Annotated in this window: 14 protein-coding genes; 12 read left to right on the forward strand and 2 right to left on the reverse strand. The window is 63.1% G+C overall.

Annotation, left to right across the window (positions count from 1 at the left end):
- Window positions 1–5: 5 nt before the first annotated feature.
- Entirely contained in the window at window positions 6–1,196 is a 1,191-nt protein-coding gene (locus tag ASR47_RS17950) for an acyl-CoA dehydrogenase family protein (protein WP_065309144.1), read from the reverse strand.
- 251 nt (window positions 1,197–1,447) lie between these two features.
- Between ASR47_RS17950 and ASR47_RS17955 the strand changes: the two genes are divergently transcribed.
- The gene (locus tag ASR47_RS17955; protein WP_150127861.1) at window positions 1,448–2,032 is read left to right on the forward strand and encodes a hypothetical protein; all 585 of its coding nucleotides are present in this window, start codon (window positions 1,448–1,450) and stop codon (window positions 2,030–2,032) included.
- Window positions 2,033–2,409: 377 nt separating this feature from the next.
- Here the strand turns inward: ASR47_RS17955 and ASR47_RS17960 are convergent, their stop codons facing one another.
- Window positions 2,410–3,444, reverse strand: a complete 1,035-nt coding sequence (locus ASR47_RS17960; protein WP_065309146.1) for a LacI family DNA-binding transcriptional regulator — start codon at window positions 3,442–3,444, stop codon at window positions 2,410–2,412.
- Window positions 3,445–3,729: 285 nt separating this feature from the next.
- On the opposite strand from ASR47_RS17960, the gene araD reads away from it, so the two are divergent.
- The 11 genes from araD to ASR47_RS18015 all read left to right on the forward strand — a co-directional run bounded on the left by araD (window position 3,730) and on the right by ASR47_RS18015 (window position 16,221).
- Window positions 3,730–5,466 carry an L-arabinonate dehydratase gene (gene araD / locus ASR47_RS17965; protein WP_065309147.1) on the forward strand — a complete coding sequence of 579 codons (1,737 nt, stop codon included), beginning with the start codon at window positions 3,730–3,732 and terminating at the stop codon, window positions 5,464–5,466.
- Window positions 5,467–5,509: 43 nt separating this feature from the next.
- Window positions 5,510–6,322: an HpcH/HpaI aldolase family protein gene (locus tag ASR47_RS17970; RefSeq protein ID WP_065309148.1), complete on the forward strand. Its 813-nt coding sequence runs from the start codon at window positions 5,510–5,512 to the stop codon at window positions 6,320–6,322.
- Window positions 6,323–6,383: 61 nt separating this feature from the next.
- On the forward strand, window positions 6,384–7,487 hold the full coding sequence (locus tag ASR47_RS17975; RefSeq protein ID WP_065309149.1) for an ABC transporter ATP-binding protein: 1,104 nt from the start codon (window positions 6,384–6,386) through the stop codon (window positions 7,485–7,487).
- 43 nt (window positions 7,488–7,530) lie between these two features.
- Window positions 7,531–8,790, forward strand: coding sequence for an ABC transporter substrate-binding protein (locus ASR47_RS17980; protein ID WP_065309150.1), 1,260 nt, complete (start codon window positions 7,531–7,533; stop codon window positions 8,788–8,790).
- Between the two features lie 73 nt (window positions 8,791–8,863).
- Complete coding sequence (locus ASR47_RS17985; RefSeq protein ID WP_065309151.1) at window positions 8,864–9,778, forward strand: carbohydrate ABC transporter permease; 915 nt, start codon at window positions 8,864–8,866, stop codon at window positions 9,776–9,778.
- Window positions 9,775–10,605: a carbohydrate ABC transporter permease gene (locus tag ASR47_RS17990; RefSeq protein WP_065309152.1), complete on the forward strand. Its 831-nt coding sequence runs from the start codon at window positions 9,775–9,777 to the stop codon at window positions 10,603–10,605. The genes ASR47_RS17985 and ASR47_RS17990 overlap by 4 nt, the downstream gene beginning before the upstream one ends.
- 3 nt (window positions 10,606–10,608) lie before the next feature.
- Window positions 10,609–11,505, forward strand: coding sequence for an aldose 1-epimerase (locus ASR47_RS17995; protein WP_150127862.1), 897 nt, complete (start codon window positions 10,609–10,611; stop codon window positions 11,503–11,505).
- Window positions 11,498–12,430, forward strand: a complete 933-nt coding sequence (locus ASR47_RS18000; RefSeq protein WP_065309154.1) for an SMP-30/gluconolactonase/LRE family protein — start codon at window positions 11,498–11,500, stop codon at window positions 12,428–12,430. Before ASR47_RS17995 ends, ASR47_RS18000 begins: the two co-directional genes overlap by 8 nt.
- Window positions 12,427–13,212 carry an SDR family NAD(P)-dependent oxidoreductase gene (locus tag ASR47_RS18005; RefSeq protein WP_065309155.1) on the forward strand — a complete coding sequence of 262 codons (786 nt, stop codon included), beginning with the start codon at window positions 12,427–12,429 and terminating at the stop codon, window positions 13,210–13,212. The genes ASR47_RS18000 and ASR47_RS18005 overlap by 4 nt, the downstream gene beginning before the upstream one ends.
- Window positions 13,213–13,242: 30 nt before the next feature.
- Window positions 13,243–14,697 (forward strand): NAD-dependent succinate-semialdehyde dehydrogenase, encoded by a 1,455-nt coding sequence (locus tag ASR47_RS18010; protein WP_065309156.1) that lies wholly within the window; start codon window positions 13,243–13,245, stop codon window positions 14,695–14,697.
- Between the two features lie 108 nt (window positions 14,698–14,805).
- Window positions 14,806–16,221 carry a porin gene (locus ASR47_RS18015; protein WP_065309157.1) on the forward strand — a complete coding sequence of 472 codons (1,416 nt, stop codon included), beginning with the start codon at window positions 14,806–14,808 and terminating at the stop codon, window positions 16,219–16,221.
- Window positions 16,222–16,227: the final 6 nt, after the last annotated feature.

Raw genomic sequence — 16,227 nt, forward strand, 5'->3', positions numbered from 1 at the left:
TTACCCTACAGGCCCAGGATCATCTGCGTGATGATGTTTTTCTGAATTTCGTTCGAGCCGCCATAGATCGATGTCTTGCGGTAGTTGAAATACCAGGCGGCCAGCGGCGCACCGAGATCGTCGCCACCGGCGCTGTGCTCGTGTTCGCCGTCGAGGTAGGCCGCATCGAACGGCAGCGCCTGCGGACCCAGCGCCTCGACCATCAGTTCCGTCAGTTGCTGCTGGATTTCCGATCCCCGTATTTTCAGCATCGACGCCTGCGGCCCCGGTCCCTTGCCTTCCTCACTGATCACGCGCAGCACCGTCATTTCGAGCGCCATCAATTCGATTTCCACGCCGGCCACCTTGGCAGCAAAGGCCGGGTCGCGCAGCAGCGGCTCGCCTTTTTTCAGTTGTTGCATGGACAGTTGTTTCAGGAAGGCCAGTTCGCGCTTGGAGCGGCCGACGGCGGCGATGCCGGTGCGTTCATGGCCCAGCAGGTATTTGGCGTAGGTCCAGCCACGGTTTTCCTGGCCGACCAGGTTGGCCACCGGCACGCGCACATTGTCGAAAAACACTTCGTTGATCTCGTGGTCTTCGTCGAGCATGATGATGGGACGCACGGCAATGCCCGGCGTTTTCATGTCGATCAGCAAGAAGCTGATGCCCTCCTGCTTGCGCACGCTCGTATCCGTGCGCACCAGGCAAAAGATCATGTCGGCATGCTGGCCCAGGGTGGTCCAGGTTTTCTGGCCGTTGACGATATAGTCATCGCCATCGCGCACGGCCGTGGTTTTCAGGGAGGCCAGGTCGGAGCCGGCGCCTGGCTCGGAGTAACCCTGGCACCACCAGTCGTCGCAATTGAGGATGCGCGGCAAATAATGGGCTTTTTGTGCTTCGGTGCCGAAGGCCATGATGACCGGCGCCACCATATTGACGCCGAACGGCAGGATCGGCGGAGTGGCGGCGCGCGCGCACTCGTCTTCCCAGATATGGCGCTGTATCGGCGTCCAGCCCGTGCCGCCATGTTCGACCGGCCAGTTGGGCGCAGCCCAGCCCTGCTGGGCGACAATCTTGTGCCAGCGCACGTAGTCGTCACGGCTCAGCCGCAAGTGGGCGCGCACCTTGCGCTGCAGCTCGCCCGGCAAGTGGCTGTCGAGAAAGGCGCGCACCGTGTCGCGGAACGCGTTGTCCTCGGGCGTGTACTGTAAATCCATGGCTGTCTCCTTGTAATGTGTCGCAATCGGGATGCGCGCAAGGACTCAGCGCACAAAAAAAGCACGACCGTTCTCAAGGATTGTACAACAGAATAAGCTTGGCACCATCGCTTTCGAGTTTGAGAAGGCGCCGGTAGATGGTGTTCAACATGATTTGGCTATCATCTCTGCCACCGTAAATGAAACGTCCTTGTGGTATTTTTTTCCATTTTTAATGCTATGCTGCAATACTTTATGGAGGAAATGACAAGATGGATCATTTATATAATCATGCTGCTATTGGTTACGCAAATCTGTGGTGGAAGCAAGATCGCCTGCTTCTTCAACGCATGAAGGAAACCGGTGGCATGAGCGCTGTATTGCCGGACATCGCGGTGGCATATAGCGTCATTCGTAGCATTCCTGGTGGGCGCAATTCGAAACAATGGCAACAAATCGCATACGAACTCGATAATCAGAAGAAGTTGACTACCACCACCTATGTCCAGATTGTAGAGCAGTGGAAAGAAAAACTCGGTAGCAAGCAAAATTTGCTGTCAGCGGCCTCAAAACTTTTATGGTTCCACAGCAAAAATCCGGTAAAAATTCTTGATAGCCGCGCCGCAAAAGCCCTTAAATTTAAAAATGGTACTTATAACGACTATTGCGCTCTGTGGAAGGCTGAATACAAGCTGTCTGAACTGCAAATACAAAGTGCCATCTTGAAACTTATTGAGCAGGTCGACTGCACCGTGATCCCTCCCGAAGGACGTGCGGAATTTTTTGAGGTGGTAAATCAAAAATGGTTTGCGGAGAGAATTTTTGACAAGTATCTTTGGAATCAGGGCGGTAAATAAGCGGCCTTCGAACTAAAAAAAAGCCCGCTGCGGGAGCGGGCTGAATCTAATTCCTGTGAGGAGTTAGAGGAGACAGGTGCATCATGACGCATCGCAGCACGCAATGCCAATGATCAGTTGTGATGATAGAAATAGGCATAGGCTATATCTGAATATCTGCTGCCCCGGTCGATGCGACAGAGGAGGGAAATGGTGCTTGCGCAAACAATGCCGACAAAGCATCAGATAAAAAAAAGCCCGCTGTGGGAGCGGGCTGAATCTAATCCCTGTGAGGAAGTAGAGGAGACAGGTGCATGATGCCGCATCGCAGCATATTTAGCCAATCATGTTTTCCTATGATGCCGATATGCAAAACCTATATCTGGTTTTGCCGCATATCAGGCACTGGCCCGCGCGATCAGCTCATACGGCAAGGGTTCTGGCGCCAGCACAGCGCTACCCTCCTCCAGCTCGCCCAGGCGTAACAAGATCGCCTGCGCCGCCAGGCGGCCAATGTCATAGCGCGGCACGCGGATGGTGGTCAGCGCGGGCGTGAGTTTTTCGGAAAACGGAAAGTCGCCGAAGCCGGCCACGGCGCACTGCTCCGGGATGCGGATGCCGGCGCGCGCCGCCTCGTAGATGGCGCCGGCGGCCATATTGTCGTTGGCAAAAAACAAGGCCTCGGGCCGGTCGGCGCGCGCCATCTGCGCGCTGAACACTTCGGCGCCGGCGTCCAGTGGCGCCGTGGCGTCGGCCTGCACGATGTGCGGCGCCAGGCCCAGCTCGCGCATGGTTTCCTCATAGCCCTCGGCGCGCTTGCGGGCGCGGAAATCGCTGCCGATGCCGCTGTCGACATAGACGATCTTGCGGTAGCCCCGGCCATGCAGGTACAAGGTCATGTCGCGCCCGGTGGCGCGGTGCGAAAAGCCGATCTGCGGATACGGCCGCTCGGTGCGTACGTCCCAGGTTTCGATCACCGGTATCTGCAGGCCGGCCAGCAGGGTTTCGGTGGCCGCGCTATGGTCGGCGCCGGTCAGCACCAGCGCGCGCGGCGACCAGCCGAGAAAGGCGCGCACCACTTTTTCTTCCGTTTCGACCGAATAATCGTGGGTTGCCAGCAACAGCTGGTAATTATGTTTCGACAAGGTCGTCGACAGGCCCTGGATGGTTTCGGCAAAGATGGAATTCGACACGCTGGGCACGATGGCGCCGACGATGCGCCCCTGCGTGGATGCCAGGCCACCGGCCGCCTCGTTGCGGATATAGCCGAGCTGGTCGATGGCACTCCTGATGCGTTCGCGCGTTTCCTGCGACACGCGCTCCGGTTCCTTGAAATAGCGCGACACGGAAATGGCCGACGTTTGCGCCAGCTTGGCCACGTCGAACACGGTGCTGCGGCCCAGGCCACGGCGCTTGCGTACGGGCTCGTTCATGGAAACTGCCTGCTCTGGCGTGTGAGCGCCCGGTTTTGCATGTGCATAAATTCCGATATGGAAATTAGTTAAAAGAAATCATGCCGATAGTGTAATGCCTGTCCGCCTGCGGCAGCACACGGCGCGCATTGTAGCGTCATCAAATCGGTTGACAACGGGGTTCGATTCAAATTATATTTCGCTGTGCTTGCAATGTTAGCGCTAACAAAGACGACATGCAAGACCCGAGACAGCGCCACTGGCCAGCCATACGCAGCTTGCCAGGCACACGATAAAGGACACACATTGAGCTCCGCCACCTCCCGCCGCACGCTGGAATCGCTGCGCAGCCAGCGCTGGCTGGCCCCTGACGACATGCGCTCGTTCGCGCACCGCCAGCGCCTGCAGCAAATGGGCTTGCGCCGCGAAGAATTCCTCGACCGCCCCGTGATCGCCATCATCAATACCTGGAGCGACCTGTCGCCCTGCCATTCGCATTTGCGCGAGCGGGCCGAGGCCGTCAAGCGCGGCATCCTGCTGGCCGGCGGCTTCCCGGTCGAACTGCCGGCCCTGTCGCTGGGCGAAGTGATGGTCAAGCCGACCACCATGATTTACCGCAATTTCCTGGCGATGGAAACGGAAGAACTGCTGCGCTCGCTGCCGATCGACGGCGCGGTGCTGCTCGGTGGCTGCGACAAGACCACGCCGGGCATGCTGATGGGCGCCATCAGCATGGATATTCCCGCCATCTTCTGCCCCGCCGGCCCCATGCTCAACGACCGCTACCGTGGCCAGAGCGTGGGCGCGGGCACGCATACCAAGAAATTCTGGGACGACTATGTGGCCGGCGATATCGCCAAGCCCGAGTGGATCAAGCTCGAAGCGAAGATGACCCGCTCGCCCGGCACCTGCAACACCATGGGTACGGCCTCGACCATGACGTCCATCGTCGAAGCCATGGGCTTTACCCTGCCCGGCGCGACCAGCATCCCGGCCATGGACGCCAACCATGTGCGCATGGCTTCGCAATGCGGCGAGCGCATCGTCGGCATGGTGTGGGAAGACCTCAAACCATCGCGCTTTTTCACCCGCGCCTCGCTGTCGAATGGCGTGGCGGCGTATATGGCGCTCGGCGGCTCGACCAATGCGGCGATCCACCTGATCGCCATTGCCGGGCGCGCCGGCATGGCGCTGTCGCTCGACGAAATGGATGCGATGGCGCAAAAAGTGCCGGTGATCGCCAATCTGTTCCCGTCCGGCGACAAACTGATGGAAGACTTTTTCTATGCCGGCGGCCTGCCCGCGCTGCTCAAGGAAATCACGCCGCAGCTGGACCTGACGGCGCTGACCGTCACCGGCCGCAGCCTGGGTGAAAATATTGCCGACGCCGTCTGCCTGGACGACAGCGTGATCCGCAAGGTGGCGCAGCCGGTGGCCGATGGCGCGGCACTGGCAGTGCTGCGCGGCAACTTGTGCCCGGGCGGCGCCGTGATCAAGCCGTCGGCCGCCAATCCGAAATTTGCCAGGCACCGTGGCCGCGCGCTGGTGTTCGATTCGAACGCCGAGATGCTGGCGCAGATCCATGCGCCCGACCTCGACATCGATGAAAACACCGTGCTGATCCTGCGCAACGGCGGCCCGATCGGCGCGCCCGGCATGCCGGAATGGGGCAATCTGCCGGTGCCGAAAAAACTGCTGCAGCAAGGCGTGCGCGACATGGTGCGCATTTCCGACGCACGCATGAGCGGCACCCACTACGGCACTTGCGTGCTGCACGTCACGCCCGAAGCGGCCGTCGGCGGTCCGCTGGCCCTGGTGCGCACCGGCGACATGATAGAGCTCGACATCGCCGCGCGCAGCCTGAACATGGATGTACCGGAAGAAGAACTGGCGCGCCGCCGCGCCGCATGGCAGGCGCCGGCGCAGAAATATGCGCGCGGCTACACGCGCCTGTACATGGAACACGTGACCCAGGCCGACCAGGGCTGCGATCTCGACTTCTTGCTGGGCAACGCGGCCACGCCCGAGCCGCCGATATTCTGATTGCGCCGGCCTTCCCAACATAGATAGAGAACAGAGGATCACCATGGATATTTTGAACAACCCTTTCCGCGCCCTGCTGGCGGAAGCGGCGGTACCGCTGGGCAGCTGGCTGATGGCCGGCACCCCCGTCACGGCCGAAGCCATGGGCTGCGCCGGCTTCGACTGGCTGGTGCTGGACATGGAACACGTGCCCATCGACTACCAGGACGCCTACCAGATCCTGCAGGCGCTCGGTGGTACGCCAGCCGCGCCGGTGGTGCGCCTGGCCTGGAACGACCTGGTGCAGATCAAGCGCGCGCTTGATATCGGCGCCCAGACATTGATGTTCCCGTTCGTGGAAAACGCCGGGGAAGCCCGTAGCGCCGTGGCCGCCACCCGTTATCCGATGCCGGGCCAGGCGACGCCGGGCACGCGCGGTTTTGCCGCCGTGCACCGCGCCAGCCGCTATGGCACCGTGCCCGACTATGCGGCGCGCGCCAACGGCGCCGTGTTTTCCATCATCCAGCTGGAAACCCCGGCCGCGCTGGCACAATTGGAAGACATTGCCGCCGTGGAAGGCGTCGACGCGCTGTTTGTCGGCCCCGGCGACCTGTCGGCCAATCTGGGCCATATCGGCAATATCGGCCACCCGCAAGTACAGGCGGCGATCGCCGACGCGGCGCGCCGCGCCCGCGCCATCGGCAAACCGATCGGCATCGTCGGCCCCACGCCCGAGATGCTGCAAACGTTTATCGGCTACGGCTACGACTTTGTCGCCATCGCCTCGGACATGGGCATGATGATGCGCCAGGCCAATGCCTTTATCGCGGCCCTCAAACCGTCGCTGGCGAAAACCGTCGAGACGGGCGTGTACTGATTTTTTGTAACAGCATATGGAGCGCGCTCAGACGCGTCATTCGCATTCTTTGGAGACGAGCATGTCAGGTGTAAAACTGGAAAAGGTTGTCAAGAAATATGACAACGGCGTCGAAGTCATTCATGGCATCGACCTGGAAATCAAGAAAGGCGAATTCGTCGTGTTCGTGGGCCCGTCGGGCTGCGGCAAATCGACCCTGATGCGCATGGTGGCCGGGCTGGAATCGATTACGGGCGGCACCATTTCGATCGAGGGGCAAGTGGTCAATGACCTGCCGCCGCGCGAACGCGATATCGCCATGGTGTTCCAGGACTATGCGCTGTACCCGCATAAATCGGTGTTCGACAACCTCGGTTTTGGATTAAAACTGCGCAATTTTCCGAAGGCCGAGATCGAACAGCGCGTGCGGGCCGCCGCCGCCATCCTGAAGATCGAGCACTTGCTGGAGCGCAAGCCACGCGCCCTGTCCGGCGGCCAGCGCCAGCGCGTGGCCATGGGCCGCGCCATCGTGCGCCAGGCGAGATTATTCCTGTTCGACGAACCGCTGTCCAACCTCGACGCCCTGCTGCGCTCGGAAATGCGCACGGAAATCAAGAAGCTGCACCAGCGCATCGGCGCCACCACGATTTACGTGACGCACGACCAGGTCGAAGCGATGACCCTGGCCGAGCGCATCGTCGTGCTGTCGGGTGGCAATATCATGCAGGTCGGCACGCCAGACCAGATCTATAACGAACCGGTGTCGAAATTCGTTGCCGGTTTCACCGGTTCGCCGCCGATGAATTTCCTTGGCGCCAAGGTCGCGCGCGGCGGCGATGGCCAGGTGGACATCGTGCTGGGCACGGCGCGCCTGGCCCTGCCGCCCGCCGCGCAAGCCGCCTGCGGCAAGCTCGACGGCCGTCAGGTGGAATTCGGCATCCGTCCGGAAGACATCACCCTGGAAGCCGCCGGCCCGGCCAGCTCGCCCTTGACGGCCACGGTGGTGGTGGTCGAGCCGCTGGGCGCCGAAACGCTGGTGATCTTCCAGTGCCACGGCGGCGAACTGACGGCGCGCCTGCCGCCGACCTTTGCGCTGGCGCCGGGCCAGCAGGCGACGGTCTACCTGGATATGGAAAAATTCCATCTGTTCGACCCGCAAGGCGGCGCGGTGCTGCCATCCAAATAAGCTCGGCACAGTCCGGCATACAAACCCAACAGGAGACAACAACATGCGTATCAAATCCCTCGTCCTGGCGCTAGGCGCCACTTTCGTTCTTGCCAACGGTCTTGCCACTGCGGCCCACGCCCAAACCGTAAAAGTGTTTGTCGGCGGCCAGGAGCGCCCCGAAGTCATGCGCGAACTGTTCGCCAAGTTCATGGCCGCCAATCCCGGTGTCAAGATCGACCTGGAAACGGGCGGCGCCACCTCCGAATTGCAGCAGAAATACCTGAACACCGTGCTGTCGGCCGGCGACTCGACCCTGGACGTGTTCCTGATCGATATCATCCGCCCGGCCCAGTATGCGTCGGCCGGCTGGATCGAAAGCCTGGACAAATACCTGGGCGCCGACCGCGACAAGATCATGGGCCAGTACCTGCCCGCCTACAAGCAGGCCAATATGGTCGACAACAAGGTGGTGGCCTTGCCCGCCTTTGCCGACGCCATGTTCCTCTACTACCGCAAGGACCTGCTGGCGAAGTACAAGCTGGCGCCGCCGAAAACCTGGGATGAGCTGGCCACCGTGGCGCGCACCATCCAGGCCGGCGAAAAGAACCCGGAACTGCAGGGCATCAGCTTCCAGGGCAAGGCCATCGAAGGCGCCGTCTGCACCTTTTTGCTGCCGTACTGGAGCCAGGGCGGCGAGCTGATTACCAATGGCAAGCTGAGCATGGACAAGCCCAAGGCCGAAGCGGGCCTGGCCATGTGGCGCAAGCTGGTCGACCAGGGCGTGGCGAAAAAGAATATCGCCGAAGTGGCGACCGACGACACGCGCAAGGAATTTCAGGCGGGCAATGTGCTGTTCGCCGTCAACTGGGGCTATGCCTGGAACCATTTCCAGGAAGGCGACAGCGGCGTGAAAGATAAAGTCGGCGTGGTCAGCCTGCCGGCCATGACGGGCGGCAAACCGGCTTCCTGCATCGGCGGCTGGCAGTGGGCCGTGTCCTCGTACTCGAAGAACAAGGAAGCGTCGGCCAAGCTGGTGCGCTGGCTGTCGAGCCCGGAAGTATCGAAACAGCTGGCGTTGAAGGCGTCCAACCTGCCCGTCTACCCTGCCGTCTACCAGGACAAGGAAGTGCTGGCCGTCAACGGCTGGTTCGCCGACGCGCTGCCGGTGGTGCAAAGCGCCCGCTCGCGCCCCGTCACGCCGCGCTACAGCGAAGTGTCGGAAGCGATCAGGGTCAATACCAATTCGGTGATGGCGGGCGTGAAGACGCCGGCGGCCGGCGTGGCCGAGATCGAAAACCGGGTCAAGCGCATCCTGCGCTAACCGGTTCGAGCCGGGCCGCCATCCGCGCGGCCCGTGCCGGACTAGCATACGCACCGCAACAGTCGAGGAAAACATGAGGCAACGCTCCCTGAAAAGCCGCATCACGGACCCCAGCGAAACCACGCTGGCCTGGGTCCTGCTGACGCCGGCAATTCTCTTTTTACTGCTGATCGTGGCCTACCCGGTCAGCAAACTGATCTACAACAGCTTTTTCGATATCCGCCTCTCCGGTGGCGGCATGCCCAGCTTTGTCGGGCTGGAGAACTACAAGCTGGCACTGGAAGACTCCCTGTTCTGGAAGTCGCTGAAAAACACCATCATCATCACGGTGGTGACGGTGCCCGGCGCGCTGGTGGCGGGCCTGGGCCTGGCCATGCTGGCCAATATGCCGTTCAAATACCGCTGGCCGGTGCGCCTGGCGCTGCTGCTGCCGTGGGCGCTGCCGCTGGCCTTCGTCGGCCTGATCTTCGCGTGGTTCTTCCACAGCGAATACGGCCTGGTGAACGACATTATCCGCCGCATCGACCTGCTGTTCCCGGCCCTGGGCTGGCAGCCGCAGATCTGGTTCAATTCGCCGGCGCTGACGATGGCCGCCATCTGCATCACCACCATCTGGAAAACCTCGTCGTTCATGGCGCTGATCCTGCTCGCCGGCCTGCAGACCATCCCCGCCTCGCTGTACGAAGCGGCCGAAGTGGACGGCGCCAGCAAGTGGAAGCAATTTACGGAAGTGACCCTGCCGCTCTTGGTGCCGTCGATGCTGGTGGCGCTGATCTTCCGCACCCTGACGGCCATCCAGTCGTTCGATATTCCCTACAACATGCCCGGCCCTGGCGACGAGACCAAGACGCTGGCCATGTATATCCAGTCCAATACCGTCGACTACCTCGACGTGGGCTATGGCTCGACCCTGGCCGTGTTCATGTTCCTGCTGTCGATGGCCACCACCTTCGTGTACTTGAAATATGTCAGAGGAGACAAAGAATGAGCGGCCTGTTTTCATCGAAGCGCCTGCGCTGGTTCGCCGCCGCGATCGTCATCCTCAATGGCGTTTTTCCCGCCCTGTGGATTCTGTTTACCTCGCTGAAAACCGAGAACGAGCTGACGCAAAAGCCGATCACCTACTGGCCGCACGAACCGACCATCGGCAATTTTATTTCCGCCTTCCAGGACCAGCCGCTGCTCACATTTTTGACCAACAGCCTGATCGTGGCCGGCCTGTCGACGTTGCTGAGCCTCTTTATCAGCGCGCTGGCCGCCTATGCGATCGCCCGCCTGCGCCTGCGTTTCCGTGGTCTGATCCTCACGGCCATTATCGGCGTGTCGATGTTCCCGCTGGTGACCCTGATGGTGCCGCTGTTCGAAATCATGCGCAGCCTGGGCCTGCTCAATTCGTACTGGGCGCTGGTGCTGCCCTACACGGTGCTCAACCTGCCGATCTGCACCCTGATGATGGTGAGCTTTTTCCAGGATATTCCGCGCGATATCGAGAACGCGGCCATGCTCGACGGCTGCACCCGCATCAGCGCCCTGTGGCGCATCGTGCTGCCGCTGGCCGCACCGGGCGTGGCGACGGCCGCCATCCTGGCGTTCGTCAACTCCTGGGATGAATTCCTGCTGGCGCTGTCGATGAATTCGGCCGTGGCCTACCGCACCCTGCCGGTCGGCATCCAGCTGTACCAGGGCGAGTTCGCCTTCCCGTGGCCGATCATTTCGGCGGCGCTGGTGGTGGCCATCGTGCCCATCGTCGTGCTGATCGTGATCTTCCAGGAAAAGGTCGTCAGCGGCCTGACCTCGGGCGGCTTGAAAGGCTGATTGATGGACCACTTGTCTTCCATCACGCTCGCGCACGGCGACAGCCGCGCCGAGCTGCACCCGGCCACCGGCGGCGCCCTCGCCTGCTGGCGCTGGCGCGGGCGCGACCTGCTGCGCCCGGCGCCAGAGGACGCCACGGTGCGGCAGATGGCCTGCTATCCGCTGGCGCCGTATTCGAACCGCATCGGCCACGCGCTGCTGCAGGCGCCCGATCAGCGCCACGCCCTGCGCGCCAACTTCGCGCCCGAGCCGCACAGCATCCACGGCTTTGGCTGGCAGCGCGCCTGGCAGGTGACCAGCCGCACCAATGACAGCGCCGAACTGCTGCTGGCGCATGCGGGCGACGCCGACTGGCCGTATGCCTGCACGGTGCGGCAAAGCGTGGCGTTGGATGACGCTGGGCTGCGATTGAGCCTCTCGGTGACCAACGACGACGCGCGCGCCATGCCGGCCGGCCTGGGTTTCCACCCCTACTTTCCGCTGGCCCCGGGCCTGCGCCTGGCAACCCAGTGGGATGGCCTCTGGCGCGCCGGCGGCGAGCGCCTGCCAATGGACCTGGCGCCGCATTCGCAAAGCTCGCCCTTTGCCACGCCACAGCCGGTGGCCGGCTGGCAGGCCGACGACTGCTACAGCGGCTGGAGCGGCAGCGCCAGCCTGCACTACCCGGACTACGTGCTGCGCATGTCGGCCAGCGACAACTGCCGCCACCTGGTGTGCTTTGCCCCCAACGACGAGCGCAACTTTATCGCCATCGAACCGGTCACCCATGCGAACAATGCGTTTGCGCTGGCCGCGCGCGGCGCCAAAGACACCGGCATGCGCCTGCTGGTACAAGGCGCAACCCTGTCGATCGCCATGCGCCTGGCGGTTGAAGAAACCGGGGAGTTGCACCATGCGTGAATGGCAAGCCGAACTCGTGCTCGACGCGCGCGCCGAACTGGCCGAATGCCCGCTGTGGAGCGTGGCCGAGCAATGCCTGTACTGGATCGATATCGCCGGGCGCCGCCTGCACCGCTACGATCCCGCGACCGGCCTCGACCGCGTCTGGTGGGTGCCGTGCGAGCCGGGCTGCATCGCCCTGGCCGATGGCGGCGGCCTGGTGGCGGCCCTGCGCGACGGCTTCTACCGGTTTTATCCGGAGCAATCACGCCTGCACAAGCTGGCCGACGCACCGTATGACACGCTTGATACGCGCTTCAACGACGGCCGCTGCGACGCGTCCGGCCGCTTCTGGGCCGGCGCCATGTACCAGCCGCGCACCAGCGAACAGGCGGCCATGTACTGCCTGGAAGGCGGTTCGGTGTGCCTGGGCTGGGGTCCGCAGGAAGGCCTGGGCGTCAAGGTGAGCAACGGCCTGGCGTTCACCCTGGACGGCGGCGCGCTGTTCCAGTCCGACACGCCGAATCACGTGATCTATCGCTTCGGTTTCGACGCGGCCAGCGGCCACGTGGGCGAGCGCAGCGTGTTTGCGCGCCTGCCGGCCAAGGGAGAAGAAGCCGTGTATGGCGGCCGGCCCGACGGCGCCGCGATCGACGCCGAGGGCTGCTACTGGAGCGCGCAATACGAGGGCGGGCGCGTGCTGCGCTTCTCGCCCGGCGGCGAGATCATCGGCGTGGTGCACCTGCCCGTGCTGCGCCCGACCATGGTCGCCTTTGGCGGCGCCGACCTGCGCACCCTGTATATCACCAGCGCGCGCGAAGGCGCGCCTGACGACGAACTGGCGCGCCAGCCCCAGGCCGGCGGCATCTTTGCCGTGCGCCTGGACGTGGCGGGCCGTCCCGAACCGCTGTACCGCGATGCACCTACGCACAAGGAACTGTCATGAACACCATCACTCTCTATCCCAGCCTGCAGGACCGCGTGGTCTTTGTCTCGGGCGGCGGCTCGGGCATCGGCGCGTCCCTGGTCGAACACTTCGCGCAGCAGGGCGCGCAGGTCGCTTTCTGCGATATCGACCGCGACGCCAGCGCGGCGCTGGCCGCGCGCCTGGCGCCTTTGTCGCGCCATGCGCCGTATTTTGTCTACAGCGATATCCGCGATATTGCCGCCTACCAGGCCAGCCTGGCGGACGTCGAGGCGCGCTTCGGCGCCATCCGCGTGCTGCTCAACAACGCCGGCCGCGACGACCGCCACACCCTGGCCGAACTGACCCCGGACTACTGGGACAACTGCCTGGCGCTGAACCTCAAGCACCATGTGTTCGCCATCCAGCAGGTGGCGCCCGGCATGGCGGCGGCCGGCGGCGGCGCCATCATCAACCTCGGTTCGATCTCGTGGATGCGCGGGCGGCCCAACCTGGTCGGCTACACCACGTCCAAGGCGGGCATCGCCGGCCTGTCGCGCACCCTGGCGCGCGAACTGGGCGAACAGAATATCCGCGTCAACGCCATCGCCCCGGGCGCCATCGCCACCGACCGCCAGGCAGCCCTGTGGCGCGATCCGGAAGAAGACCGTCGTTTCATCGAACTGCAATGCCTGAAATACCGGCTCGACCCCGGCCACGTGGCGCGCACGGCGCTGTTCCTGGCGGCCGACGATTCGGACGGCATCACCGGCCAGAACATCATCGTCGACGCGGGCCTGGCGCAGGTATCCGTCGCCGGCTAAGCCGCATCCCACCCTTCAAGGAGATTTCTCATGTTGAACCTGCAAGACGCAAGCCTGTTGAAACAGCAATGCCTGATCGATGGCGTGTGGTGCGACGCCGATGACGGCGCCACCATCGCGGTGACCAACCCGGCCACCGGCGACATTATCGCCACCGTGCCGCGCATGGGCGCGACCGAGACGCGGCGCGCCATCGCCGCCTCGCACGCGGCCTTCAGGCTGTGGCGCAAGGAAACCGTCAAGACGCGCGCCGCCGTGCTGCGCGCCTGGCACGCCTTGATATTGCAGCACGCCGACGACCTGGCGCTGATTTTGACCTGCGAACAGGGCAAGTCGCTGGCCGAAGCGAAGGGCGAGATCGTCTCGAACGCGGCCTACCTGGAGTGGTTTGCCGAGGAAGGCAAGCGCGCCTATGGCGACGTGATCGCGCCGCCGTCGAACGACAAGCGCATCGTCGTCATCAAGCAGCCGATCGGCGTGTGCGCGGCGATTACGCCGTGGAATTTCCCGAACGGCATGATCACGCGCAAGGCGGGACCGGCGCTGGCCGCCGGCTGCGCCATGGTCCTGAAACCGGCCTCGCAAACGCCGCTGTCCGCCCTGGCTCTCGGTGAACTGGCGCTGCGCGCCGGCGTGCCGCCGGGCGTGTTCAATGTGGTGACGGGCGCCGCGCAGGCGATCGGCACCGAGCTGTGCCACAACAACCTGGTGCGCAAGATCACGTTTACCGGCTCGACCGAAGTGGGCGCCTGGCTGTCGCGCGAGGCGGCCGGCACCATCAAGAAGCTGTCGCTGGAACTGGGCGGCAATGCGCCCTTCATCGTGTTCGAGGACGCCGATATCGACGCGGCCGTCGAGGGCGTCTTGATGTCGAAATACCGCAACAGCGGCCAGACGTGTGTGTGCGCCAACCGCATCTACGTGCAGGACGGCATCTACGATGATTTTGCGGCCCGTCTGGTGGCCAGGGTGGAACAGCTGAAACTGGGCAATGGCCTGGAAGCGGGCGTCACGCAAGGGCCGCTGATCGACGAGAACGCCGTGCGCAAGATCGAGCAGCATGTGGCCGACGCGCTGGCCAAGGGCGGCAAGCTGGCCATCGGCGGCAAGCGCCATGCGCTGGGCGGCAGCTTTTTCGAGCCGACCGTGGTGCTGGAGGCCAACAGCACCATGCTGGTGGCGCGCGAGGAAACCTTCGCCCCGCTCGCGCCCCTGTTCCGCTTCAGCACGGAAGAGGAAGTGATCGCGCTGGCCAACGACACCGAGTTCGGCCTGGCAGGCTATTTCTACAGCCGCGACCTGGGCCGCGTCTGGCGCGTGGCCGAGGAGCTGGAAGTGGGCATGGTCGGCATCAATACGGGCATGATCGCCAATGAAATGGCGCCGTTCGGCGGCGTCAAGCATTCGGGCATGGGCCGCGAAGGCTCGCACTACGGCATGGACGATTTTCTTGATATCAAATATCTGTGCATGGGAGGAATTTGATTTGATTTGATTTAAGTTGATATAGCGCCGCCCGCAGGGGCGGCGGCAGTACCGCAGCAGGCAGGGATCACCAGCACCATCCATATAAAAAATACAGGAGACAAGATCATGCAAACCACCATCCGCAAGACCACCCTGGCCACGGCCATCACTACCGTCTTCTTTGCGGCGCCATTTGTTAGCGCTAACGTTTATGCCGACGAACTGAGCGACATGAAGGCCATGCTGGCCCAGCTGCAGGAGCGCGTCGCGCAAATGGAAGCGAAAGCGGCCCAGCCGGCGCCAGCGCCAGCCCCGGCCACCACCGCGATGGCGCCGGCGGTGGCGACCTCGGCGGCCGCGCCGGCAAAGTCCGCCACCGGCTTTAACTGGAAGCTGTATGGCCGCGGCGATATCGGCTACACGGTGTCGCGCGGCAAGGACGCCAGCGGCCGCCAGCTGACCAACCACCGCCTGAACCAAGGCGAGATGGCCAGCCGCCTGGGCCTCACCGGTTCCTGGGTTTTCAGCGACGAATACAAGGCCATCTTCGGCGTGGAAACGGGCTTGAACCTGTTCAACGGCAACGCCGGCGGCGGCACGCAGAACAACACCAGCTCTTCCGTGCTGTTCAATCGCGGCTCGACCGTCGGCTTTGCCTCGACCACCTGGGGCTCGATCGAAGGCGGCACCATGTATATGGCGCCGTTCTGGGTCTCGCTGGGCGCCGACCTGGCCTCGGCCCACAACTATGGCGCCAACGACTTCAGCGCCCTGTTTTCGCTCACGCGCCCCGAATCCCTGGGCCGCTACCTGAAGGACCCCGTCACCGGCAACGCCAGCAAGACCACCAGCCTGGCCGGCAATAACTCGGGCACCGCCCTGTTCTACGGCAATGCCCTGCGCTACCGCAGCCCGACCTATAACAACTTCTCGGCCGAGGTGTCGTATTCGGCCGGCCAGCAGGCCTCTTCCGCCACCGACCTGGAAGACGACGGCCGCAGCTGGGCCGCCAATGTGCTGTACAAGAAGGACAATCTGTTCCTCGGCTACGCCCATATGGACTATCAGCAGAGCAACGATATCAGCACGGCCGGCACGCCCAACTTCGTCAAGCGCAACCAAGTCACCGACATCGTCGGCGCGCGCTACAAGTGGAACGACTTCACCCTCGGCGGCTCCTACACCTCGTATCGCGTCTCGAACGCGGGCGGCTATGGCGCCGACGCGTTTGGCGTGTCGGGCGCGTATGACCTGGGCAAGCACCGCATCGAAGGCAGCCTGGCGCAGATCAGCTATGACGGCGTCAACAGCCGTGGCGCGTTTGGCGCCAACACGGGCGACGGCGTCGGCAAGCCGAAGTCGACCGCCTATTCGCTGGGCTATCTGTACAACTTCCAGCCGACCCTGTCGTTCTATGCCTACGCCACGCGCATCAGGAATAATGAGCACGCCAAGCTGGGCGTTTTGCAGTTCCGCGGCGACAATAACTTTTTTGGCTACAGCCCGGTCGAACTGACCGCCGGCATGTTCTTCGTCTTTTAATCATCA

The sequence above is a fragment of the Janthinobacterium psychrotolerans genome, assembly GCF_001677885.1.
GTDB classification, from domain to species: Bacteria; Pseudomonadota; Gammaproteobacteria; order Burkholderiales; family Burkholderiaceae_D; genus Janthinobacterium; species Janthinobacterium psychrotolerans.

Coding starts and splice junctions, on each gene's coding strand:
- ASR47_RS17975 (WP_065309149.1), top strand. CDS start 6,384: ATGTCAGGTGTAAAACTGGAAAAGGTTGTCAAGAAATATGACAACGGC.
- ASR47_RS17970 (WP_065309148.1), top strand. CDS start 5,510: ATGGATATTTTGAACAACCCTTTCCGCGCCCTGCTGGCGGAAGCGGCG.
- ASR47_RS17980 (WP_065309150.1), top strand. CDS start 7,531: ATGCGTATCAAATCCCTCGTCCTGGCGCTAGGCGCCACTTTCGTTCTT.
- ASR47_RS17990 (WP_065309152.1), top strand. CDS start 9,775: ATGAGCGGCCTGTTTTCATCGAAGCGCCTGCGCTGGTTCGCCGCCGCG.
- ASR47_RS18010 (WP_065309156.1), top strand. CDS start 13,243: ATGTTGAACCTGCAAGACGCAAGCCTGTTGAAACAGCAATGCCTGATC.
- ASR47_RS17985 (WP_065309151.1), top strand. CDS start 8,864: ATGAGGCAACGCTCCCTGAAAAGCCGCATCACGGACCCCAGCGAAACC.
- ASR47_RS18015 (WP_065309157.1), top strand. CDS start 14,806: ATGCAAACCACCATCCGCAAGACCACCCTGGCCACGGCCATCACTACC.
- ASR47_RS17995 (WP_150127862.1), top strand. CDS start 10,609: ATGGACCACTTGTCTTCCATCACGCTCGCGCACGGCGACAGCCGCGCC.
- ASR47_RS17950 (WP_065309144.1), bottom strand. CDS start 1,196: ATGGATTTACAGTACACGCCCGAGGACAACGCGTTCCGCGACACGGTG.
- ASR47_RS18005 (WP_065309155.1), top strand. CDS start 12,427: ATGAACACCATCACTCTCTATCCCAGCCTGCAGGACCGCGTGGTCTTT.
- ASR47_RS17955 (WP_150127861.1), top strand. CDS start 1,448: ATGGATCATTTATATAATCATGCTGCTATTGGTTACGCAAATCTGTGG.
- ASR47_RS18000 (WP_065309154.1), top strand. CDS start 11,498: ATGCGTGAATGGCAAGCCGAACTCGTGCTCGACGCGCGCGCCGAACTG.
- ASR47_RS17960 (WP_065309146.1), bottom strand. CDS start 3,444: ATGAACGAGCCCGTACGCAAGCGCCGTGGCCTGGGCCGCAGCACCGTG.